Raw genomic sequence first — 22,209 nt, forward strand, 5'->3', positions numbered from 1 at the left:
TTGCGCCAAAACATGTGAATCCGATCGCCATCAAACAGTTAGAGCAGATTCACCCGGTCGATGGATCGCCTCCGGCGATTCCATCCGACCGGGATCTGCTCTAGCGCTGATTCCTGCCGGGTTACTCGGCTGCTTCGGGAACGCCGGCGCCGCCTTTGCCAAGGCCATCGGCGGATTCTCCATCACCGCTCGCCTTGTGGCCCGTTGACCTGGGTCGCCACGATTTCAGGCGTCCGAAGAACCCGGCGAGATCGTGGCGCAGCATCAGGGCGCAGGGCGTGACCACCAGCGTGAGCAGGGTGGCGAAGGAAAGTCCGAAGACGATGGCGGTGGAGAGCTGGCGCCACCACTGGGTCGAAGGCGCCCCGATCTGGACGGTTCGCGAGAAGAAGTCGATGTTCATCGCCAGCACCATGGGCATAAGGCCCAGGATTGTGGTGATGGTGGTCAGCAGCACCGGGCGCAGGCGCTGGGCGCCGGTGCGCAGGATGGCTTCACGCGTCGAGGCGGTCGTTTCGCGCAGGCGGTCGAAGGTGTCGATCAGCACGATGTTGTTGTTCACCACGATGCCGGCCAGTGCGATGACCCCGATACCCGACATCACGATGCCGAAGGGTTGGTTGGTGACGAGCAGTCCGATCATGACGCCGACCGTCGACATGATGACGGCGGAGAGAATGAGGAAGGCGCTGTAGAAGCTGTTGAACTGAGTCACCAGGATGATCGCCATCATGAATAGAGCGACGGCGAAGGCCTTTCCGAGAAATTCCTGTGCGGCCTTCTGCTCTTCATCCTCGCCCTTGAAGTTGATGATCACCCGTGGATCGAAGCTCTGGTTTGCCAGCCAGCCGCGCACCTCCTGCACCTTGTCATCCACCAGCAGGCCGGGCGCGACGTCGGCCTTGATTGTCATGGCGCGACGGCTGTCGGTACGGCGCAGCAGGCCGACCTTCTGCTTTGGGACACGGGTGACGAAGTTCGATATCGGGATCAGACCGGAATTGGTCTGCATCCGAATGAGGTCGAGCTGTTCGATGGTGCGGTACTGCTCCGGCAGCCTCACGACGATGTCGATTTCTTCCTTACTGTCATCGGGCCGGTAGTCGCCCAGTTTCATGCCGTTGGTGATCATCCGCACGTAGCTGCCGATCAAGCTGATGTCGGCGCCGAACTTGGCAGCCTGGGCGCGGTCGACCACCAGCTCCCACTCGATGCCGGGGATCTGGGTGCCGTCTTCAAAGTCGACGAAGCCACCGATGTCGTTCATCGCCGCGCCGATCTGCCGGACCGCCGGTTCGATCAAAGCCGGGTTGGCCGAGGAGACTTCGATCTGCACCGGCTTGCCGACCGGCGGGCCGGATTCTTCCTTGCGCGGCTCGACGAAGACGCCCGCCAGAAGGGCGCTGCGCTCGCGGATTTCGGTCAGGATCTCGTCCGCGGGCCGGCGCAGGAACCAGTCGGTAAATTCCAGGGTGACCTTACCCACGACGTCTTCGGCCTCATCGCCACCCTGAGTGCCGGAAGATGCCATGGAGCGGGCGTAGATCGCGTGGAATTCACCCTTCTCGCGCTGCAGATCCAGGATTTCCTGCTCTACCTCGCGCAACAGGGCATCGCGCTCGTCAATGGAAAGGTTGCCGCGGGCATGAACCTGAATGACCGCGTTTTGCGGCTCCACATCCGGAAAGAACTCGACGCCCTTGCCGAAGCTGCCGTAAGCGAGCCAGACACCGATGAGGACGACAAAGGCGCCCATCAGAACCTTCATTGGGTGGCGTAACGCAGCGCCCAGGAACCTGAGGTACCCGCCGGTAAAGCCCCCTACGTCGTTCAGATCGCCGCTTTCGCCGGCGGCCAGGGTCTTCATGGTTTTCGGGTCGACCGCACCGCCCGGCTTGCCGAAGACGGAACCCAGGGTCGGCACGAAGATCAAGGCCATCAGCAGGGAGGCGCTGAGGGTCGCGATCAGGGTGAGCGGCAGGTACTTCATGAACTCACCGACCACGCCCGGCCAGAACATCAGCGGCAGGAAAGCCGCCAGCGTGGTTGCGGTGGCGGCGATGATCGGCCAGGCCATGCGTTTGGCCGCGAGGCTGTAGGCGGCCTTCTTGTCCTGGCCCTCGCTCATCTTACGGTCGGCGTATTCGGTCACCACGATGGCGCCGTCGACCAGCATGCCGACCGCCAGGATCAGGGCGAAGAGCACCACGATATTGACGGTCAGCCCGGCGATGGAGAGCACCAGGATGCCGGTCAGGAAGGATCCGGGGATGGCGATCCCCACCAGGCCGGCGGAGCGCAGGCCGAGGGCTGCGACCACCACCACCATGACCAGCAGGATGGCGCTCAACACGTTGTTCTGCAGGTCGAGCAGATTGTTGCGGATGTCCGTCGATTTGTCCTGGCTGTAGGAGACGACGATGCTCTCCGGCCAGTTCTTACGTTCCGCCTCGACCACGGCGCGGACCCGTTCGATGGTTTCGATGATGTTCTCGCCGGTCCGCTTCGAGATTTCCAAAGCAATCGCCGGCTGGCCGGTAATGCGGGCAAAGCCGCTCGAGTCCTTAAAGGTGCGGCGCAGGCTGGCGATGTCGCGGAAGCGTACCACCGCATCGCCGTTCACTTTCACCGGTGTGTTGAAAATGTCGTCCACGGTTTCGAAGAGACCGGGAACCTTGATGGGGAAACGGCCGAGACCGGTATCCAGAGAACCGGCGGCAACCACGATGTTGGACTTGGCGACGATATCCAGGATATCGGCTGCGTTGAGGTTGTAACTCTCCAGCGCCAGGGGATCGACGATGATTTCCAGAAGTTCGTCGCGGTCGCCGCCGATCTCGGCTTCCAGAACGCTGGAAATCTCTTCGATCTTGTCCTGCAGCTCGCGGGCCATGCGCAGCAGAGTGCGCTCCGGTGCGCTGCCTGACAGAGTCACGGTCAGAACCGGGAAGAGGCTGAGGTTGATCTCGTGAACCGTCGGCTCTTCGGCATCCTGCGGCAGTTCCGGCTTGGCCAAGTCGACTTTTTCACGCACGTCGGCCATGGCGATGTCTGGATCGAAACCGGCGTCGAACTCCAGAATGACATTGCCGCCACCAAGGTAGGCGGTGGAGGTCATCTCCTTTACGCCTTCGATGGCGCGCAGCTCTTTTTCCATCGGCCTGATCAACAGGCGCTCGGCGTCCTCCGGTGAAATACCTTCATGGGCCAGCACGACGTAAAGCGTTGGAATGTTGATGTCCGGCGAGTCTTCCTTGGGGATCGTCACGTAGGCAAAGCTGCCGGCGACGAGGATCAGCAGCAGGGTCAGGATGACGGTTCGCGCGTGGCCGATGGCCGCGTCGATAATCGCGTTCACGAGCCGAGCTCCCGCATTCGCGCATCGATCTCCTGCTCGTCCACCGGGCGTACTTCGTCACCGGCGTTCACGTATTCCTGGCCCACCGTGATCAGCATGACCTCAGTCGGCGGACCGACCACCCAGATACCCTGTTTGTCGGTGTCGACGATCTGAACGGGATGGAAAACCACCCTGTTGTTCTCATCGACCGATTTGACGCCGATGATGCCCTCGTCCGCCAGGGTCAGAATCGCCGGCGACACCAAGTGCGCCTCGCCGTCATCGAGGGGCAGCGCGATCTCGGCAGTCATGCCATCGGATATAGCCCCATTGGGGTTGGGCACCTCCAGCTCGACGCGAAAGGTCCGGGTCGCCGGGTCCGCGACGGCGGAGATATGCCGGATTGTTCCGTCGACCACGGCACCGGTCATCAGGCGCGCCTGGCCCGGGTTGCCGACGGCCAGGCGTTGTACCTCACGTTCATTGACCTGGGCGACGATCAGCATGGGGTCCAGTTCCACCAGACGGGCGAGGGAATCGCCGATGTCGGCAAAGTCGCCGATCTCCATCATGCGGTCGTCCACAACGCCGTCGAAGGGCGCGCGGATGACGGTGTAGGCGAGTTCGACCTCGGCAATCTTCACCGCTGCTTCCGCCGCTTCCAGCGAGGCCTTGGTGGCGGCCATCTGAGTCTCCGCGCGGAAGCCTTTCTTGGCGAGCTTCTTGTCGGCCTGGTATTCGATTTCGCGCTGGGCCCGCAGCGCCTTGGCTTCGGCGAGCCGGGCATTGCGATCGCCCGAGGAGAGACGCGCGATAACGTCACCGGCAGCGACATAGCTGCCTTGTTCCACCGGTAGCTTGATGATCCGGCCATTGGTTTCGGATTTGATCTCGACCAGGCGGTTGGCCTCAGTGCGGCCACGCAGCAGATCGATGACGGCATGTCTTTGGGCGGTCGACGCGCGCACCCGAACCTGGGGGGCCTTGTCCAGCGCGGAAAGGTCTGCCGGTGGCTTCTGCGCCTCCGGCTGGGCTTCGCTTTCGCCGAGCTGGCCGGAGAGAATCCAGGCCGTCGCCGCGATGGCGAGCAGTATGGCGAAGATAAAGGAGCGTTTCATATTGGGGGGCGCTCTATGTCCTGTGTTTTTCCGGTTCCGGGGAGTTGTACGCAGAGATGCGGCCGCGCGTTTCCCCCTGGGATGATTTATTCGGCCACCAGGGCCTCGGGTTCTGCAACATCTGCCACCAACGCGTCGCGGTTGGTTTCCAGATACTCGGCTGCGGCGCGATAGACGGCGATACCCATGCCGCGCACGAAGGCCGCGCCGGCGGGTACCACGTTGGTCTCGGTACAGTCCTCCATGCGTTCAAGGGATTGCCGATACCAGGCGATCCGCTCATCGATCAGCGCCCCGACACGGGCGGGCGGCAGAAACTGTGCAAAGAAAAGAATGAAGAGAAAATCCGAGCGGACTCGATCGTGGTCCGGCTGGCTCAACAAGGCGGCGGCGAAGGCATCGCGCCCCTTCGCGGTGAGGGAATAGATCTTCTTATCCGGCCGCTTCTCCTGCGCCTGCGCGCGACAGGCGACCAGCCCCTCATTGCTCAAGGCGTTCAAGGAAGGGTAGATCGCCCCGAAACTGGCCTGATGAAAATGGCTGAAGGGGCCTTCCTCGAAGGCTTTTTTGATTTCATACCCGCTTGCCTCTCCCCGTGAGAGTACGCCGAGGCATAGTGTTTTCGAGTCCATGGGCGGTGATTCCAGCGCAACTGAGAAAGCTAATAAACTACCGGTGGTGTATCACACTATATCGGGTCGAGATATATCAGATAAGCATACGCAGGGCGGCCATGCGTGGATTGCAAGACAGGGATTTAGGCCGAATTTTCGATAAATATACAATAATATCAAATATTTGAGTGCTATCTCGGATTGCTGTAGGCTGTCTTTGTCGCAGTAGGAGTGATTGGTATCGCCATGATCCAGGGTTTCTCGATTTCCGTCTCAGGGCTGATGGCCCAGAGTAAGCGCTTGGCCGTCTCGGCGGACAATGTGGCAAATATGCGCAGCCGCGGCGTCGACCCTGACGGGCCCCGGGAACAGCCGGGGGCCTATCAGCCAAAGCGCGTTCAGGACGTGACCACCGGTGGCGGTGGCGTGCGCGGTGAAGTGCGCCCGATTGCCCCGGCTTCCGTGCGGTCTTATGAGCCGAGCAGCCCGGATGCGAATTCCGAAGGGCTGGTGGACCGGCCCAATGTGAATCTGGCCGAAGAACTGGTGACGCAGATCCAGGCCCAGCGCGCCTACGAGGCCAATGCGGCCGCTATCCGCACCCAGGACGAGATCACCGACAGCCTGCTGGATATCAAGTCCTAGACTTTACAACAGACGCCCGCTGCCAAGCGAAGAGGGGCTGCTGCGGTTGCGGGTCCTATGGCTGAATGCCGCCAACCAGCAAGCCTCAACCCTATCGTTTATGCATCAGTGAGAGCTCTGTAGATATGAGTGGGCAGGGTTTGCCTTGTTTTCCATGCTTGGCACAATGAGCATTAGTCTTCTCTGAAGTTATATTTGAAGCTGCGGTAAATGTCCGAGTAATCAATTTGTGTATTTATGGCTCATAAGTTCGGCCATTTGTAGGTGCACAAATAGATTATGAAAAAGCTCCTGAGGAATACCAAAATCCGCACGCGGATCGGCGTCGCTCTGGCGTTGCCGCTGATTGGGTTGTTGGTGATGTCGTTTCTCTCGATCGGTGAACAGGTGAAGGTTGCCGGGGATATGAAGCGGCTTCAGGAGCTTTCGACCTTGGCGCCCGACATTTCTGCCCTGGTCCACGAGTTGCAGAAAGAGCGCGGCGCCTCTGCGGGCTTTATCGGCAAAAAGGGCGAGGGGGCGTTCAGCGAGAGGCTGAACAAGCAGCGTGAGGTCACCGATCAGCAACTCGGGCATTTCGCTGCAGCGATCGACGCCTTCGATGCGGCGGCCTTCGGTACCGTTTTTGAAGGCAAGCTGCAGGCCGCTCTTGAAAATGTCGAGCAGCTGGATCAGCAACGCGCCGAGGTGAGCAACCTCTCCCTGTCGGTCGGTCAGATGGCGAAATACTATACCGGGACCATCGCCAAGCTGTTGGACAGCGTCGGCGAGATGGCGGTGCTCAGTACCGATGCCGAAGTCACCGATGCCATTGTGGTCTACATCAACTTTCTGCAGGCAAAGGAACGTGCCGGTATCGAGCGCGCCATGGGGGCCAGTGGTTTCGGCAAGGGCAGTTTTGCGCCTGCGGTGCATCAGCGTTTTGTCTCATTGATCGCTCAGCAGGGCGCTTTCATAGCCAATTTTTTTGCTTTCGCCTCGCCGGCACAAAAGGCGTTCTATGCCGAAACACTTCAAGGCCAGGCGGTCGACGAGGTCGCACGTATGCGCAAGATCGCGATCGAGAGCGCCTATGGCGGTTCGCTGGGCGATGTCACCGGGCCTGTCTGGTTCGACACCATCACGCAGAAGATCAACCTGCTGAAGCAGGTGGAAGACCGCATTGCGACGGACCTGCAGGGGCTGGTGATCGAGTTGGGAGAGCAGGCCCAGCATGGCTTTATCATTCTGGCAGCCGGCATTGTGATCCTGCTGCTGGCCACGGCTGTGGTCGTTACCGTTTCTGTTCGCAGCGTTACCGGGCCGCTTTCCGGCGCAACCACGCAGATGAACGTCCTGGCATCCGGCGATCTCTCGATCGAGATCGAAGGTGTCGATCGCGGCGACGAGCTTGGCGAAATGGCGCGGGCGGTGGCGATCTTCAAAGAGCAGGGCGTCGAAGCCCGCCGCCTCGATGCGCAACAGAAAGACGAGCGGGAGAGCAACGAGCGGGACAAGCGTGAAGCCATGCATTCCCTCGCCGCAGATGTTGAAGCCAGCCTTGATCCGGTGGTCAGCGATGTCTCCGCTGCGTCAAGTCAGCTGCGTACGACCGCAGAGGGATTGTCCACGGTCGCCGGGCAGACGAGCGAGCGGGCCGGCGTGGTTGCCCATGCAGCCGACAGTGCCTCCAGCAACGTACAGACCGTTGCCTCCGCGTCTGAGGAGCTTTCCAGCTCGATCAGTGAGATTTCCCGTCAGGTGGCGCAGTCCCAGGAGATCTCGGGCAAGGCCGTGGCGGAGGCGGATCGCGCGGGTCAGACCGTGAACGGGCTGGCCGAGGCCGCCCAGAAAATCGGCGATGTGGTGAGCCTCATTCAGGATATCGCCGAGCAAACCAATCTTCTGGCCCTGAACGCAACCATCGAGGCGGCACGCGCGGGCGATGCCGGCAAGGGTTTTGCGGTGGTCGCCAACGAGGTCAAGTCGCTGGCCAATCAAACGGCACAGGCCACCGAAGACATCGGCACTCAGATCGGCGACATGCAGTCGGCCACCGGTGACACCGTCGAGGCGATTGAAAGTGTCCGCAGCATCATCGACGAAATGGGCGCCACGGCCACGGCGATCGGCGCGGCCGTGGAAGAACAGGACTCTGCCACCCAGGAGATCTCGCGGAATGCTCAGGAGGTTGCCCAGGGCACGCAGGAAGTAACCAGCAATATCGCTGGGGTCACCGAGGCAGCCTCCAACTCGGGACAGTCCGCCAAGGAGGTCCTGCAGGCGTCCGATCAGCTGTCGAAGGGATCCCAGATCCTTCGCAGCAAGCTCGACGAGTTCCTCGCGCAGCTCCGCGCGGCCTAGAATCGCGACACAAAACGCCATTATGCCGGGCCAGGGGGCCTGACCGGTCAAGCGGCTTCATGAGGTTCCGCCGTCTTTTGCGTGAGAGGTCTGGCAGTGATGCCGGCGTCGCGAGATTTAGCCGAAAAAAGCAAGAAGCCCGCGGCCTTCTCGAAGGAAGCAGGCTTCATCTTTCCCCAAGCGTGCTGAGGGCCGTCAGGCCCAAGGCTCGCTAGGCGGCGATCCCTTCACGCCAAGCGCTGGTCGACTTGCAAGACTGGCAGATACGCTCGCCAGGCCAGGTGCTCACGAAGTCAGACCGGCACATCAGGCAAGGACGGCGCTTCTTCTCGTATGAGCGGTCGGACTTTGGCTTCGAATTTTTTGTAGAATTGCTCATGCCCGGGTGATACCGCCAGCCTGATTCTAATGCAACAAAATTGTTGCACTGCGGTGGCAATTTCGCGCACAGCAGACCTGTATCTGCCGCATAACGCTCTCGCTTGGGTTTAGTCATTTTGACTATTGATCAGTGGGTTGCGCCCTCAAAGCGACGGCCTGAGACATCTGGGTTCAGCCGATGGATGATCGCCAGATAGGCATATTTTCATACATGCCTTCGCACCCTGACGATCGAAGGGCCGGGTCCTGCGGCGGGCCGGTGCCGCGCGGATCATGGCGCCGTCCGCCCGCTTCTATTCGGATCGGATGTTGCCACCTTTAGCTGCGGGACGACAGGCGTTTCAATCTGATTTCGAAGACTGCTTCCGAACACCCTGAAAACACTCAGGATCTGCCTAGTAAGGCGGTGGCGGAGACGCAGGGGCCGGCGGCGCCAATTGTCGCGCCCTCTGCAATCTGGTAGGCTTGACAAAGTGCATAGTCGGGGTGATCGCGCTTCCAAAGGCGAAGCCGGGGCCGAGAAAAGGCACGGGGAGAGACGAAATGTACCGTTCCGTCATCGAAAGCGAGCAGGAAGGAAGCGAGCGTCGGCGGGTTCGGCGCTGGGTCGAGGGAATTCTCGTCGCTGCCGTCGTTATTGTCGGTGTGACCTACCTCTTTGGCTTGATCCGCTTCTAGTTTGCTGTCGCCGGCTGCGGCGACCCCAAGAAGGTTTCAGACCGGCCGGTGTCAGGCGGAGGGATCCAGCCAACCACCGCTGGGCAATTCATTTGCAGGAACCTGATGGTGCTGGGCGGAGATCGCCCGGACTGACGGGGCTTCCGTCTGGCTGTGACGCCAGGTGGTTGCGGCCAGCAGCACCAAAGCCACCGCTATGGTCAGACGCAGAAAATCCTGCCTGTTCAGGCTGGGCGGTCTGCGGGTTTGGTGCCTGCGCTCAATCATTCTCCGTCCTCTCACCTGATGCTGCATCAAACCTTGGTCGCGTTGGCAACGCCTTGCGTTCAATGCGCAGGCCGAAAACCCGCAACAGCCGCCCTCTGCGGTGGGGGCTCAACAGAAGTTACGAAGAGATCGAAGGAAACGTTTCCGCGGACCGGAAAGTTTTCTCAGCGCCAGCGCAGCAGGTTCTTTTCCAGCGCGCTGATCGCCGTTCCGAAAAGCAATCCCAGGATCGACAGGCAGACCACACCGGCCAGGAGTTGATCGGTCGCCATCAGATGCCCGGCTTGCAGGACAAAGGCACCCAGGCCGTATTCGGCGCCGATCATCTCCGCCGCCACCACCAGGATCAGCGCCACCGAGGAGGAGATGCGAAAGCCGGCGATGATGGTGGGCATGGCGCCAGGCAGGACAACCTTGCGGACGATGTCGCGGGGCGGCAGGTCGAAGGACTGGGCCATGCGGATGAGATTGCGCGCAACCCCGTCGATCCCGCTGTAGCAGTTGATCGCGGTCGGAAAGAAGACGCCGAGCGCGATGGTCGCCAGCTTCGAGGGCTCGCCGATGCCAAACCACAGAATGAACAGGGGCAGCAGAGCGATCTTGGGGACCGGGAAGATGGCGGAGACCAAGGGCAGACCGATGGAGCGGGCCAGGGTGAAGAGCCCCATGGCGGTGCCGAGCGCCAGGCCGGCAAGGGTTCCCAGGGCCCAGCCGCCGAGGATGCGGCCGAGTGAGGCGGTAAAATGGCGCCAGAGTTCGCCGCTGGCGGCAACGGCGTAGAGCGCTTCGGCGATGTTCCAGGGGCTGGGCAGGAAGAGCGGATTGATCCAGCCCAGGCTGCTGCCGCCTTGCCAGAAGGCGATAAGGGCGGCGAAGACAAGAAGCGCCGGACCACGGCGCTGGCCCGGTGCGAAACCGCCGCCGCGAAAGCGCACGGCGGATTTTGTCTGCAGCGGTTCAGGCATCCGCCATCTCGCGCTCTGCCGAACGTGCCTCATCCTTGATCAGGGTCCAAAGATGGTCGTGCAGCCGGGCAAGCTCTGTCTGCGCAGCGGGGGTGCCGCGCTCGGCCTGGGGGATGGTAAGGGGGACGATCTCACGCAGGCGCCCGGGGCGGCGTGACAGCACCGCGACCCGGTCTGCCAGGCGCAGCGCCTCGCCCAGGTTATGGGTGACATAGACCGCCGTGGTTCTTTCCCGCACCCAGAGGTCCAGAAAGTCCTCCATCAGCAGATCACGGGTCTGGGCGTCCAGGGCGGAGAGCGGCTCGTCCATCAGCAGCACCGCGGGGCGCACCGCCAGGGCACGGGCAATGCCGACCCGCTGACGCATGCCGCCGGAAAGCTGGCGCGGATAGGCGCCGGCAAAGTCGCCAAGACCGGTGCGTCGCAGAACCTCGGCAATGCGTTCGCGCCGCTCGCCGGCTGAGAGCGCGTGGTGTTCAAGCGCCAGGGAGACGTTATCCGCCACGCTGCGCCAGGGCAACAGGGCGAAATCCTGAAACACATAGGTGAGGGGGTTGAGGCAGTCGGCCGGCACCGTGCCGTCCACGGTTACCCGGCCGCTGCCGGGTTGGAGCAGGCCGCCCAGAATCCCGAGGAGGGTCGACTTGCCGCAGCCCGAGGGGCCGATGAGGGCGAGCGTCTCGCCCTCCTGGACGGTCAAGGTAACGTCTTCCAGTACCGTCAGCGCGTCGTAGCGATGGCCGATGCCCTGAAGGTGGATCTCCACTACCGCAGGCCGGAACGCGGTCGCTCAGTTCGTCGGGACATCCAGATGTCCCTCGATAAAGCTGAGATCGACGAAGTCGGCCGGGTCGACGTCCTTGCCCACCAGGCCCTGGGCCTGCATCCAGGCGACCTGGTCGTAGATCGATTGGACCTTCAGACGGCCCTGGGGGTCGATGAAGGGCGCGCCGGCTTTGATCGAAGCGGGCTTTGCTTTGGTGTATTTCTCAATGACCGGGATCAGCGCCTCGGCCTTGTCGCCGAACACCCGTCGGCCGGCCGCATCGGTCTGCATGAAGGCTTCGGCATAGTCGGCGGCGGCGCGCTGGTAGGCGCGCACGAAACGTTCCACCACGTCGCGGCGCTCTTCGACGTTGCGGGCGGAGGTGAACAGCCCGCCCAACTGATAGGGCGTGTACTGGTGCACCCAGCCGATGATCTTCGCCGCACCATCACCTTCCAACTTGGTCGCGATGTGGGCCGGCAGAATGACCGAGTCGACCTGTCCCGATTTCAGCGCGCCGATCATGTTCGGCACTTTCTCCAGCGGCTTCAGCTGGATTTCGTCGAGATCGATGCCCAGTTTGTCGGCCAGCATGCCGGCCATCAGGTGAAAGGAGGAACCCTTCTGCGTCATGCCGAGGGACTTGCCGGCGAATTTCTCCGGGTTGTCGAAGCCGGCCTCAAAGGCCTTGTTGGAGGCGATGTAGGCGGAGAAGTCGTAGCCCGGTTCTTCACGGCTCTGGGCGCCGATCACCTTCAGCGCGCCCTTGCCGGCCAGGTTGTAGAAGCCGCCGGTGAAGGCGGTCACGCCGAAGTCGGCATCGCCCGATGCGATGGAAACGGCGACTGGCTGGGCAGCGCGGAAGAACTTGAACTCGACCTCCAGGCCCTCGTCGGCGTAGTAGCCCTTTTCCTGGGCGATGAAGAGCGGCGAGGAGGAGACGAAGGTCAGGGCGGAGATGGTGATCTTGTCCGCGGCCTGGGTCGTAGCCGTCATGGCCGCCAGGGTGAGGACCAAAGAAGCCGCGGCCAGGCCGCGCCGTAGCGATCGATACATAGTGGAGCTTCCTTCCCGAAAGCGCTGTCTTTGTTTTCGCTGGGAATCGTGTTCAGCAGGCACGCTATCCGGCGGCCATGGGGGCGTCAATGGGGGCTGGCTGGACGGATTATCAAGAAAGAAAAAGGGGCCTGCCGAAGCAGGCCCCTGTTCTCATTATCTGCCTGCCGCGTTAGACGGCGAAGAGCATGCCTTCGATGTTCTCGATCAGGAAGGCGGCACCGATGCCGGCGGCGACGGCCCCGGCGAGGCGCGGCTTCACCGCTTCCGGACCCTTGGCCTGCCAGAGTTTCAGCACGACCCAGCCGGCGGCGAGCGCGATACCGTACTGGGTGAGGCCGAAGCCGGCGAGATAGGCCAGCAGCGGCGTAGTCTCGGCGCCGACGATGGCCGCGCCGTAGGCCCAACCGTGGAACAGGCCGGCGACGGCGAAGATGGCGAGGTAGGCCGCGCTGGGAACCTTGCGCCCGGACAGCACCAGTCCGCCGACCAGCGCCACCGAACCGGTGATGACGATCTCCGCGAAGGGTAGGGCGACACCGGAGACGATCAGCAGGCAACCGGCCACGGTCGCCAGCACGAAAGCCAGGGGCGACAGCAGGCGTTGTGTGGTGAAGGCAGCGGCCAGGCCGACGGCGATGATGAAGGCCAGGTGATCGACGCCGATGATCGGATGCCCGATACCGGAGAGGAAGCCTTCCATGAAGGTGGACGGCGTGGCTCCCCCCATGGGGTGGTGGGCCCAGGCCGGGCTGGCGATCAGGGACAGCAGGCCGCTGGCCGCAGCGAGAGAGAATTTCTTACCCATTTTCATGCTCCTCCGCCGTCTCACCCGACGGCTTGTTTCGGTTCACGCAGCAGGCGGCAGGTCTCCTGGCTCGCGCGTCGTCGCCTCGTCACCCAACCTTCCCAGCACCCGGCCCCACTCGGACTAATCCCTGGGGCCGGCGCCAGTGGTATGAAACGGGTGCGGCTCAGCACTTACAGTTGCGGGGGCAGCCACGGCTTAGGTGCCTGACAGGCACCCGACCGTATTCCCTCTCGTCCAGCCCGATTCTAACCGCGCCGGAACCACCTCAACCTACCTAGCCCCGAGCGGAAGCCCGGATCAAGCGAAAAGCCAGCCTTTGCTTATATTCGCTGCCGGGGGCTGAGGCGCTGGCGGAGGGACGACGGCTTCTGTCAGGTCGGCGACGGCCCCTCTATGCTACTGTTCTCAGGGCGTCTGGAGTTCCAGCGGCAGCACGTTGGTGTACTTTACCTGCTTCAGGGCGAAGCTGGATTCGATGGCGGCAACGTTTTCGACCCGGGTCAGCCTGGTTTTGAGGAAGCGCTCATAGGCCGCGAGGTCGGCCACCACCACCCGCAGCAGGTAGTCCTGGGTGCCGGTCATCAGATAGCACTCCAAGACCTCGGGATAGGCGCTGACCTCTGCTTCGAAGCGGTCCAGGTCTTCCTCCTGCTGGCGCTCCAGCTTGATGGAGATGAACACCGAAACCGGCAGGCCGACGCTGCGCTGATCGACCAGGGCCACATAGCGGTCTATGATGCCCGCTTCCTCCAGCAGGCGCACCCGGCGCAGACAGGGCGAGGGCGATAGGCCGACATGTTCGGCCAACTCGACGTTGCTCAGGCGTCCATCGGCCTGCAGCGCCGCCAGAATCTTTCGATCGATGCCATCCAGGTTCATAGATGGCATAATGTGTCACAAAATAGATGTAAGCCATGATTATATTCTAGAATTTCCGATAATAGTGGCGTCTTTGGCATGTTCTGCCGGGCAACTTGGCGTAATCTGCATGTCTGGGCGCCGCGTCCTTTCCGCAGAGTAGAACCCGACAAAGACGATGATCGAGACCCAAGACCTGAAGATGCTGGAGGCGCTGGAGAAGAAAGTCCTCTGGCTGTCCTCCTGGATGATCCACAACGCCAACCACCTGCGCCCAAAGAGTGACGGGGTGAAGGTCGGGGGGCACCAGGCCTCCAGCGCCTCCCTCGCCACCCTGATGACGGCACTCTATTTCCATGTGCTCAGGCCGCAGGATCGGGTGGCGGTGAAACCTCATGCCAGCCCGGTGTTCCACGCGATCCAGTACCTGCTCGGCAACCAGGACCGGGAGAGGCTGGAGAACTTCCGCGGCTTCGGTGGCGCCCAGTCCTATCCCTCGCGCACCAAGGACGTCGACGATGTCGATTTCTCCACCGGTTCCGTCGGCCTGGGTGTCGCCATCACCTCCTTCGCCAGCCTGGTGCAGGACTATGTGCGGCTGAAGGGCTGGTCGCAGAAGGCACCCGAAGGCCGCATGGTCGCCCTGGTCGGCGATGCGGAACTCGATGAGGGCAACATCTATGAAGCCCTGATGGAGGGCTGGAAGCATGATCTGCGCAACACCTGGTGGGTCATCGACTACAACCGCCAGAGCCTGGACGCCGTGGCGCGCGAAGGCCTCTACGGTCAGTTCGATGCGCTGTTCCGCTCGATGGGCTGGGAGGTGGTCACCATCAAGTACGGCCACCTGCTGCAGGCTGCTTTCAAGGAACCGGGGGGTGAGGCGATCCGCGACTGGATCGACGGCTGTCCCAACCAGCTATACTCGGCCCTGACTTTCCAGGGCGGTGCCGCCTGGCGCAAGCGTCTGCTCGACGATCTCGGCGATCAGGGGCCTGTCACGGCCTTGATCGAAGCGCGCAGCGACGATGATCTGGCGCGTCTGATGACCAACCTGGGCGGTCATGACCTGCCGGCGATCCTCGAAGCCTTCGCATCAATCGATCACGACCGTCCGGTCTGCTTTATCGCCTATACGGTAAAGGGCTACGGCCTGCCGCTGGCCGGTCACAAGGACAACCATTCCGGTCTGATGACACCGGATCAGATGGAGGCCTACCGCAGCGGCCTGGGCGTTCGCGCGGGGCAGGAGTGGGAACCCTTCGAGGCGATGGAGCCATCGCAGGCCGAGATCGAGCGTTTTCTGAAAGCGGTCCCGTTCAACGCCCGGGGACGCCGCCGTTATCAGGCGGCGCGGGTGCCGCTGCCCGCGGCCCTGCCGACGCCAAGCGGCGAGGTGATGTCGACGCAGGAGGGTTTCGGCAAGATCCTGAACGAAGTGGCGCGGGAGGACTCGCCGCTGGCCCAGCGCATCGTCACCACCGCGCCGGACGTGACGGTCTCGACCAACCTGGGTGCCTGGGTGAACCGGCGCGGCCTCTTCAGCCGCACCCCGCTGGGCGATACCTTCCGGGATGAGAAGGTGCCCTCGGCGCAGAAGTGGATCATGGGACCTGACGGCCAGCACCTGGAACTGGGCATCGCGGAAATGAACCTCTTCCTGCTGCTGTCTGCGCTGGGGTTATCGCACTCGTTGTTCGGCGAGCGCCTGCTGCCCATCGGCACGCTCTACGACCCCTTCATTCAGCGCGGTCTCGATGCCCTGAACTATGCCTGCTATCAGGATGCGCGCTTCATGCTGGTGGCCACGCCCTCAGGCATCACCCTGGCGCCGGAGGGTGGGGCGCATCAGTCGGTCTCCAGCCCGCTGATCGGTCTGGCACAGGACGGCCTGGCGTCCTTCGAGCCCGCCTTCGTTGACGAACTCGCGACCATCATGGCCTGGTCCTTCGATTACATGCAGCGCGACGGGGAGGGGGCACCTTCGGGCCCCTGGCTGCGCGACGAGAAGGGCGGCTCGGTCTATCTGAGACTCTCGACCCGGCCCCTGGAACAGCCCAAGCGGGCGATGAGCGAAACCCTGGCCGAAGACATCATCAAGGGCGCCTACTGGCTGCGCGCGCCCGGGCCGAACTGCGAGGTGGTCATCGCCTATCAGGGCGTCGTCGCTGCTGAGGCGATTGCCGCCGCCGGCTTGATCGCCGAGGACCGCCGCGATGTCGGCGTGTTGGCGGTGACCTCCGCCGACCGCCTCTCTGCCGGCTGGCACGCGGCGGAACGGGCGCGGCAGGAAGGCCAGCATCAGGCAAGATCTCACATTGAGGGTCTGTTGGCGCCCATCGACCGGGATGCCGGTCTGGTGACGCTGCTCGACGGACATCCCACCACGCTCTCCTGGCTCGGCGGCGTGCGCGGCCACCGGGTGCAGGCCCTGGGGGTCGAGCACTTCGGCCAGACCGGCACGGTGCAGGATCTCTACGGCCACCACCGCATCGACACCGATGCCGTTGTTGCCGCCGCCAATGCAGCCTCTGCCGGCCGCCCGATCCGCTATCTCAGGGCCTTGCCTTAGATCCGCCATGGCCGTCGTTGGTCGCGGCCGAAGCGGTAGCTCATTCTTCTTCAAGGGTGACAACAACGACTCTGAACGGCCCCGTTTTAGCCAAGGAGGGGTCATCCAGCATGAAATGGCGCAGCCTGCCTTCAGTCACGGCGACCTTGTTGCCGAAGACCGTGAGGTTAAGCGGCATGTCGAGACCATCGACAAGGGGTTCGACAAGAAGAGGCGCGGGGCCTTCCAGGTCGACAACCAGCAACTTACCGTCGCCGCTTTGAACTGCGCCTTCAAGAATCAGCAGCCGCCCGTCGTCGGTCATTGCAAGGCCGTCGGGGTTCTGGATCTTACGCGTCAGGTTGAGCGGCACGACCTCCGCTCCAACCTCATTTAGCCTCACCCGAAACAGGGCGCCGTCGCTGTAGAGGCCGACGATCAAGTCGCCACTGGGCGTCATGACAATCCCGGCCGGGCCCAGGTCGCCCGGTGCGAAAAACGCATCGTCAGCTATCGTTTCAAAGGAAGCGCCGGGGGCTGCCAGATGAAGGATGCGGTCGCCGATGCTGTCGGTTACGTAGATCCCACCTTTGTTGTCGAGGGCAATGTCGTTCGCGAAACCTTGATCCGGGATGGTCGAAGACCAAACGACCTCGCCTTGAGAAAGGTCTATGGCTGCGATCCGATGGGGGCGTCGCACCCTCTCACCGTTGATCTCCTGCCCCAGGAAGTCGGGCGATGTGACCCATAGCAAACCAGTCTGGGTGTCGAAGCGAAGTGATGTTCCAGCAAAGACCTCATCTGTTTCCTGAAAAGCCCGCTCCGTTGTTCCGTCGGTTGAAACACGCAGGATGTGACCCGCGGTCACAGAGCCGACGAAGAGGTCACCTTCAGGGCCGACGGCTATCCCGTTAGGATAGTCAAAGCCCTTCGGCAGCGGAATGGATTGTGCCGCAACTTCGGCTTGGGCGTGATGTGGCCCCATCAGCGGCCCCAGAACGATGAGTGCCGAAAGGAACGCCAAAAGGCGGTTGCGGCACGCGGTCGCTGATCTGAAAACAACGCGGCATTCGGTAACCAACCGGATTGGCGTTGCTGGACTGAAATCCGAAACTGTCATGGAGGAGTCCTCTTGTTGGATAGTTGATGCCGCCGTGGCCGGGTTTGCCTGTATGCCTATGGCGGTTTGGCAATGAAGGGTTCCTTCGCGCCGTTGCTGCGTCATCACCGTTGGCCGGGGATGCTGTAGCCGCCGTCGATCAGGATCGCCTGACCGGTGATGTTCGCCGCGCGGCTGGAGAGCAGGAAGGCGGCTAGTTCTGCCGTTTCGCGCGGCGTGCCCAGGCGGCCTATGGGATGGGCTTTGCCGAAGGCAGCGAAGACCGTCTCGTCGTCCTGGAAAGCCTGTCGCGTCATATCCGTGTCGATGCCGCCGGGATTGATGTTGTTGATACGGATATCGAACGGCGCAAGCTCGAGAGCGGCGGCACGCAGCAGGCCATCCATTCCAGCCTTGCTCGCGGAATAGCTCGTCGAGCCCGGCAGGGCGCCGACTGCGAGCCAGGACGACGTGTTGACGATCGCGCCGCCGCCGTTTTTCTTCATCTGGGTGGCCTGCGCGCGTACCGACATCCAGATCGCTTTTAGATTTGTATCGATTGTATGGGTCCAGTCCTCTTCCGACTGTTCGAGCATCGGCACGAAGTTCCCGATGGTTCCCGCGTTGTTGAAAGCAAAGTCGAGCCGCCCGAAGATGGAAGTCGTCTCTTCAACGATCCGGGCATGATCCTCAGATCGTGTGATATCTGCGGCGATGGGCACTGCCGTGCCGCCGCTGCGCGCGATCTGCTCGGCGAGTTCGTTCAAACGCTCCTGTCGCCGGGCGACGATTGCAAGCTTTGCCCCTTCGTCGGCGAAGAGTTCGGCTGCGGCCCTGCCGATACCTGAACTGGCGCCGATGACGACGCCGGCTTTTCCTTCAAGAAGGCCCGACATGCTTTTCTCTCCCGTGTTTCCTATTGGAGGGAAAAGTGGGAGCCACCATGTGCTGTGATAATGGAATGAAAATGCGATGGATAATCCCATAGGCCGCAACAATGAACCGCATGAGCCTGCCGATGATAAAATGGCGCTTCTGCAGGCTTTCGCCGAAACCGCGCGACGCCTCAGCTTTGTGAAGGCTGCCGCTGCGCTCAGTCTGACCCCGTCTTTGATGAGTCGCCGGGTGAAGAAACTCGAGAGCCTGCTTGGTGTTCAATTGCTTGCGCGTACGACGCGACGGGTCACTTTGACGGAGGCGGGAGAGGTTTACCTTGGCTACGCTGAGAGAATCCTCGCCGATCTGCAGGAGGCGGACGCTGCGGCAGCTTCTTTGGGAAGCCGGCCCGCGGGTCTCTTGACGGTCTCTGTACCCTGGGTTTTCGGTCGTTTGAAGGTGGCACCGGCTGTTCCTGAATTCATGTCTTGGAACCCCGCAATCCGGGTCGACCTTCGGTTTACGGACTACTATGTCGATCTGGTCGATCAACGGATCGATGTTGCGATCCGGATCGGCGAACTCAAGGACTCCTCGCTGCGGGCCCGGCGAATTGCCGATAACCATCGTGGTCTTGTCGCGTCCGCGCGCTATCTTGACCGCTATGGTCGGCCGGACTCACCAGACGACTTAACGGCACATAGATGCCTGCACTTTCCGAACCTCGTGAGCGGTGACCGATGGTTGCTGGAGAGGGAAGGCGTGACGCGGCTCGTGCCGATCAATCCTTGGATGCGGGCAAACGATGCCGGTGCTCTTCTCAATGCAGCCTGCGTTGGCGCTGGCATTTCGCTGCTGTCCGATTTCATCACGGCTGAAGCGCGCCAATCGGGTGCGTTGGAGACTGTGCTGCCCGAGTGGACTGTTCCGGTCACGGGGATCTACGCAGTCTATCCGGAAGCAAACTTCGTCCCTGCAAAGACACGGGCTTTCGTGGCGTTTCTCGTTGAACGGTTTTCCGGCGGCGGCCCATCCGCTATCCGGTGACGGTGCCTTGAGGGCCGTCAGGTGACCCACTCGAAAAGCCAGCCGGCTGCGAGCGAACCGACAACCGCAAGCACCAGATACAGCATGAAAGGTTTTGCTCGGAGCACCGGAATGATCGCCAAGGCCCCCCAGATGCTCACCACGCCGCCGGATACCAGGAAAGCCATGGCGGCACCCTGCGACATGCCGTGGTCGATCAAGCCGCGGGTAAGCGGGAGTGCCGCGTAGCCGTCCAGGTAGGCAGGCGCGCCGACGAAAACGGCCAGGGGAATCGCCCATCGGGACTGGTTTCCGACATAGGCAGCCAGCGCCTGCGGGGCCAGCAGTTCCTGCATCAGGTATTCCGCCGAAAAGGCGAAACCAAGACAAAGCAGAAGCAGCTTTGTCATCGCCCAGATCTCTTTGACGAACTGATTGCGTCGCTCTTGCTCCTTCCAGATGGCGAGCCGGAAAGGGGCGGTGGTACCGCATCCGCCCCCGAGGGAGGCGGCAATGCCGTTCTGCCGCAGCGGCGCGCGGGTCCAGGCAAACCGCGACAGTGCGGCGGTAACGGCGCCGCCGAGAAGCCCGATGCCGAAAGCCGCCAGCGTTTTGCCGACGGCAAAGCCGAAGCCGAGGGTTGCCGCTGTGACGGCGAACATGGCCGGATCGGTGACGGGCGACGAAAGCCAGAACGCCATGATCGGCGCCAGCGGCACGCCGGACGCCAGCAGGCCCGCCATTAGGGGCAGGACCGCGACCCCGCAGACCGGTGTGATCGCGCCGACCGCCGCGGCGGCCAGAATCGCGGTGGCGCGATTCCCCTCAAAGACCCGCGCGATATGCCCGCCGGCGCCGCTGGCATTCACCCAGGCCGATGCGAGGACACCGGGAATGACGAGCGGGGCGATATCCACCATGCCGCTGACCACGAATGACAGGGTTGCTGCGGCCTGTTCCGGTTCCCACAGGTAGAGACCCACAACGAACGCCAGGGTGAGCGCTCCCCAGATTCTCGGCTTTGTCGCGGCCGGTTTGGGCGCCCGTGCAATCTCACTCATCTTTGTTTTCCAAGAAGAAACCCGTTTGCGCCGAACGCTAGCCTGCGCCTATGCTCCTGAAAAATGAATAATATGGCTATGAGCTATGAGTATAAACGATAGGTTGGCGGTCCCCGAAAAACTGGACAGCGAGCTGTTGCGCACGTTTCTGGCCGTCGCTGATGCCGGCAGTGTCTCCGGGGGTGCCGAACGGATACTGCGGTCGCAATCGGCGGCCAGTCTGCAGATCAAGCGGCTGGAGAGCCTTTTGGGCGTCCCGGTCTTCGAGCGGCATGCGCGCGGTGTTTCGCTCACCGCAACCGGCGAGAAGCTGCGGCCGCTGGCGCAGCGTGTCGTCGACCTGCTTGATGCGGCTATCGGTGATCTGAGATCGGAAGGCCTGGAAGGATCTCTGCGTATCGGCGTTCCGGACGAGTACGGGGAGATCATTCTGCCGAAGATCATCGCGCGCTTTGCCCGTCATCATCCCCGGGTGGAACTGGCTGTGCGTTGCGGCTTCAGCGCCGACTTTCCCGCGGCGCTTTCAAAGGACGAACTCGATCTGGCGGTCCATGCCGTGGAGGCGGCGCCCCCCGCTTCGCAGATCCTTTTGAAAGAAAAGACGTACTGGGTCGGGGCGCGGTCTCATTCGGTGCACGAGCAGGACCCCCTTCCCATCGCCCTTTTTGATCGAGCGTGCTGGTGGCGCGACAGGGCCTTGCAGGCGCTGGAAGCCGCCGGCCGGCGCTACCGTGTAATCTACACCAGCGAAAGCGTGACAGGGGTTGCGGCCGCAATCGAAGCGGGCGTCGCTGTCGGCTTGCTGGGCGAGAGTTCCCTGCGCGATGGCTTGCGGCCACTGCTGCCGGCGGACGGCTTTCCCCGCATGCCGGATTCCCTGCTGGTTCTGGAGACCGGGCCCGGCGCGCGATCCTCCGTGGGCAAAGCGATGGCCGCGACAATCGTTGAAGCCTTTGGGCGGCAGGTTCCACGACGCCATTCCTAACCACTTGGACTTAAGGTTGGCGGAACAGGCCTCTTTGGGCAGGCCACCGGCCGTCTCGATGGGATGCAAAACCCGCTGCAGCGGCCAACGCGGCCTCCGCCGGCCGCCCGATCCGCTATCTGCGCGCGGTGCCGTGAGGGCCAAGAAGTGCTAACGCTGAAACAGCCAAAGCCGTGCCGCACAGCCCCTGTGCCATTCTTGTGAGATGGGTTCGTCTTGTTTCATTTTTGGTGATTTCAATGAACCTGCTCAATGCGGGAGTCGACCCATGGGTCATCTCACCAGTTTGGTGGATCGAAATTCATACCCACGGAGTTTAGGAAATGACCAAAATTCTGACTGCTGTTATGACGACGGCATTTCTGCTGTCATCGGGTGCCAACCTGTCGCTTGCGGATCCGGCCGTAAACGAAGACGGTTCCCAAACATGCAATGCAAGCGGTGCGAGCACCGGCGTTGCGAACGGTGTCTGCGCCAACGATTTGGCGACGAACGAGGGCTACTGTGATGGCGGCTGGAGCACTGAACCGGGCGGCGGTACGACCTGCTCCGAACCAAACGCCAGCAATAGCCAAGAGCTTGGGGCTCAGAAACTCAAGGCTGCGGCCCCAATGCCCACGCGACAGCCTTCGCGGTGAGGCCTTCGCCGCGCGGGAAAATTGCCGATCTGATCGAGAAGGGGAGCGCGTTTCTTGAAGCGCGCTCCCGTGCTTGTTCGGCGTCGGGCGGGTCGCCGTTGTCGCTGTTGAAATAGGACTGTCGCTTCTGA

At 62.3% G+C, this 22,209-nt stretch carries 19 protein-coding genes and 1 riboswitch; of the genes, 7 read left to right on the top strand and 12 right to left on the bottom strand.

The window, feature by feature from the left end:
- Positions 1 to 121 precede the first annotated feature (121 nt).
- The 3 genes from HBA54_RS20060 to HBA54_RS20070 all read right to left on the bottom strand — a co-directional run bounded on the left by HBA54_RS20060 (position 122) and on the right by HBA54_RS20070 (position 5,090).
- Entirely contained in the window at positions 122 to 3,358 is a 3,237-nt protein-coding gene (locus HBA54_RS20060; protein WP_167227977.1) for an efflux RND transporter permease subunit, read from the bottom strand.
- Positions 3,355 to 4,458 (bottom strand): efflux RND transporter periplasmic adaptor subunit, encoded by a 1,104-nt coding sequence (locus HBA54_RS20065; RefSeq protein WP_167227979.1) that lies wholly within the window; start codon positions 4,456 to 4,458, stop codon positions 3,355 to 3,357. Before HBA54_RS20065 ends, HBA54_RS20060 begins: the two co-directional genes overlap by 4 nt.
- An 86-nt stretch (positions 4,459 to 4,544) precedes the next feature.
- Positions 4,545 to 5,090: a PadR family transcriptional regulator gene (locus HBA54_RS20070; RefSeq protein WP_167227981.1), complete on the bottom strand. Its 546-nt coding sequence runs from the start codon at positions 5,088 to 5,090 to the stop codon at positions 4,545 to 4,547.
- 228 nt (positions 5,091 to 5,318) lie between these two features.
- Here HBA54_RS20070 and HBA54_RS20075 point away from each other — a divergent pair, with 228 nt between their 5' ends.
- The 3 genes from HBA54_RS20075 to HBA54_RS29475 all read left to right on the top strand — a co-directional run bounded on the left by HBA54_RS20075 (position 5,319) and on the right by HBA54_RS29475 (position 9,119).
- Entirely contained in the window at positions 5,319 to 5,717 is a 399-nt protein-coding gene (locus HBA54_RS20075; RefSeq protein WP_167228166.1) for a flagellar basal body rod protein FlgC, read from the top strand.
- A gap of 279 nt (positions 5,718 to 5,996) precedes the next feature.
- Positions 5,997 to 8,060, top strand: coding sequence for a methyl-accepting chemotaxis protein (locus HBA54_RS20080; protein WP_167227983.1), 2,064 nt, complete (start codon positions 5,997 to 5,999; stop codon positions 8,058 to 8,060).
- 924 nt (positions 8,061 to 8,984) lie between these two features.
- Positions 8,985 to 9,119: a hypothetical protein gene (locus HBA54_RS29475; RefSeq protein ID WP_277345406.1), complete on the top strand. Its 135-nt coding sequence runs from the start codon at positions 8,985 to 8,987 to the stop codon at positions 9,117 to 9,119.
- Positions 9,120 to 9,170: 51 nt separating this feature from the next.
- Here HBA54_RS29475 and HBA54_RS20085 read toward each other — a convergent pair whose 3' ends face one another.
- The 6 genes from HBA54_RS20085 to HBA54_RS20110 form a co-directional block, all read right to left on the bottom strand.
- Positions 9,171 to 9,386: a hypothetical protein gene (locus HBA54_RS20085; RefSeq protein WP_167227985.1), complete on the bottom strand. Its 216-nt coding sequence runs from the start codon at positions 9,384 to 9,386 to the stop codon at positions 9,171 to 9,173.
- Between the two features lie 164 nt (positions 9,387 to 9,550).
- Positions 9,551 to 10,351, bottom strand: a complete 801-nt coding sequence (locus HBA54_RS20090; RefSeq protein ID WP_205944786.1) for an ABC transporter permease — start codon at positions 10,349 to 10,351, stop codon at positions 9,551 to 9,553.
- Positions 10,344 to 11,117: an ABC transporter ATP-binding protein gene (locus HBA54_RS20095; protein ID WP_167227987.1), complete on the bottom strand. Its 774-nt coding sequence runs from the start codon at positions 11,115 to 11,117 to the stop codon at positions 10,344 to 10,346. Before HBA54_RS20095 ends, HBA54_RS20090 begins: the two co-directional genes overlap by 8 nt.
- 24 nt (positions 11,118 to 11,141) lie before the next feature.
- On the bottom strand, positions 11,142 to 12,173 hold the full coding sequence (locus HBA54_RS20100; RefSeq protein WP_167227989.1) for an ABC transporter substrate-binding protein: 1,032 nt from the start codon (positions 12,171 to 12,173) through the stop codon (positions 11,142 to 11,144).
- Between the two features lie 172 nt (positions 12,174 to 12,345).
- Positions 12,346 to 12,981, bottom strand: coding sequence for a HupE/UreJ family protein (locus tag HBA54_RS20105; RefSeq protein WP_167227991.1), 636 nt, complete (start codon positions 12,979 to 12,981; stop codon positions 12,346 to 12,348).
- Positions 12,982 to 13,019: 38 nt separating this feature from the next.
- Positions 13,020 to 13,264, bottom strand: a riboswitch (cobalamin riboswitch).
- Between the two features lie 125 nt (positions 13,265 to 13,389).
- Entirely contained in the window at positions 13,390 to 13,872 is a 483-nt protein-coding gene (locus HBA54_RS20110; RefSeq protein WP_167227992.1) for an Lrp/AsnC family transcriptional regulator, read from the bottom strand.
- Between the two features lie 148 nt (positions 13,873 to 14,020).
- On the opposite strand from HBA54_RS20110, the gene HBA54_RS20115 reads away from it, so the two are divergent.
- Positions 14,021 to 16,414 (top strand): thiamine pyrophosphate-binding protein, encoded by a 2,394-nt coding sequence (locus HBA54_RS20115; protein ID WP_167227994.1) that lies wholly within the window; start codon positions 14,021 to 14,023, stop codon positions 16,412 to 16,414.
- A 40-nt stretch (positions 16,415 to 16,454) separates the two neighbouring features.
- Here HBA54_RS20115 and HBA54_RS20120 read toward each other — a convergent pair whose 3' ends face one another.
- Both HBA54_RS20120 and HBA54_RS20125 read right to left on the bottom strand, forming a co-directional pair.
- Complete coding sequence (locus tag HBA54_RS20120) at positions 16,455 to 17,513, bottom strand: Vgb family protein (RefSeq protein WP_167227996.1); 1,059 nt, start codon at positions 17,511 to 17,513, stop codon at positions 16,455 to 16,457.
- A gap of 104 nt (positions 17,514 to 17,617) precedes the next feature.
- Positions 17,618 to 18,388 (bottom strand): SDR family NAD(P)-dependent oxidoreductase, encoded by a 771-nt coding sequence (locus tag HBA54_RS20125; protein WP_167227998.1) that lies wholly within the window; start codon positions 18,386 to 18,388, stop codon positions 17,618 to 17,620.
- Positions 18,389 to 18,464: 76 nt separating this feature from the next.
- On the opposite strand from HBA54_RS20125, the gene HBA54_RS20130 reads away from it, so the two are divergent.
- The gene (locus HBA54_RS20130; protein WP_167228000.1) at positions 18,465 to 19,415 is read left to right on the top strand and encodes a LysR family transcriptional regulator; all 951 of its coding nucleotides are present in this window, start codon (positions 18,465 to 18,467) and stop codon (positions 19,413 to 19,415) included.
- 17 nt (positions 19,416 to 19,432) lie between these two features.
- On the opposite strand, the gene HBA54_RS20135 is transcribed toward HBA54_RS20130, so the two are convergent.
- Positions 19,433 to 20,455: a permease gene (locus HBA54_RS20135; protein ID WP_167228002.1), complete on the bottom strand. Its 1,023-nt coding sequence runs from the start codon at positions 20,453 to 20,455 to the stop codon at positions 19,433 to 19,435.
- A gap of 85 nt (positions 20,456 to 20,540) precedes the next feature.
- Here HBA54_RS20135 and HBA54_RS20140 point away from each other — a divergent pair, with 85 nt between their 5' ends.
- Together HBA54_RS20140 and HBA54_RS20145 are read left to right on the top strand one after the other, a co-directional pair.
- Positions 20,541 to 21,440: a LysR substrate-binding domain-containing protein gene (locus HBA54_RS20140; protein WP_167228004.1), complete on the top strand. Its 900-nt coding sequence runs from the start codon at positions 20,541 to 20,543 to the stop codon at positions 21,438 to 21,440.
- A 323-nt stretch (positions 21,441 to 21,763) separates the two neighbouring features.
- The gene (locus tag HBA54_RS20145; RefSeq protein WP_167228006.1) at positions 21,764 to 22,078 is read left to right on the top strand and encodes a hypothetical protein; all 315 of its coding nucleotides are present in this window, start codon (positions 21,764 to 21,766) and stop codon (positions 22,076 to 22,078) included.
- Positions 22,079 to 22,209 lie beyond the last annotated feature (131 nt).

The sequence above is a fragment of the Pelagibius litoralis genome, assembly GCF_011683915.1.
GTDB classification, from domain to species: Bacteria; Pseudomonadota; Alphaproteobacteria; order Kiloniellales; family Kiloniellaceae; genus Pelagibius; species Pelagibius litoralis.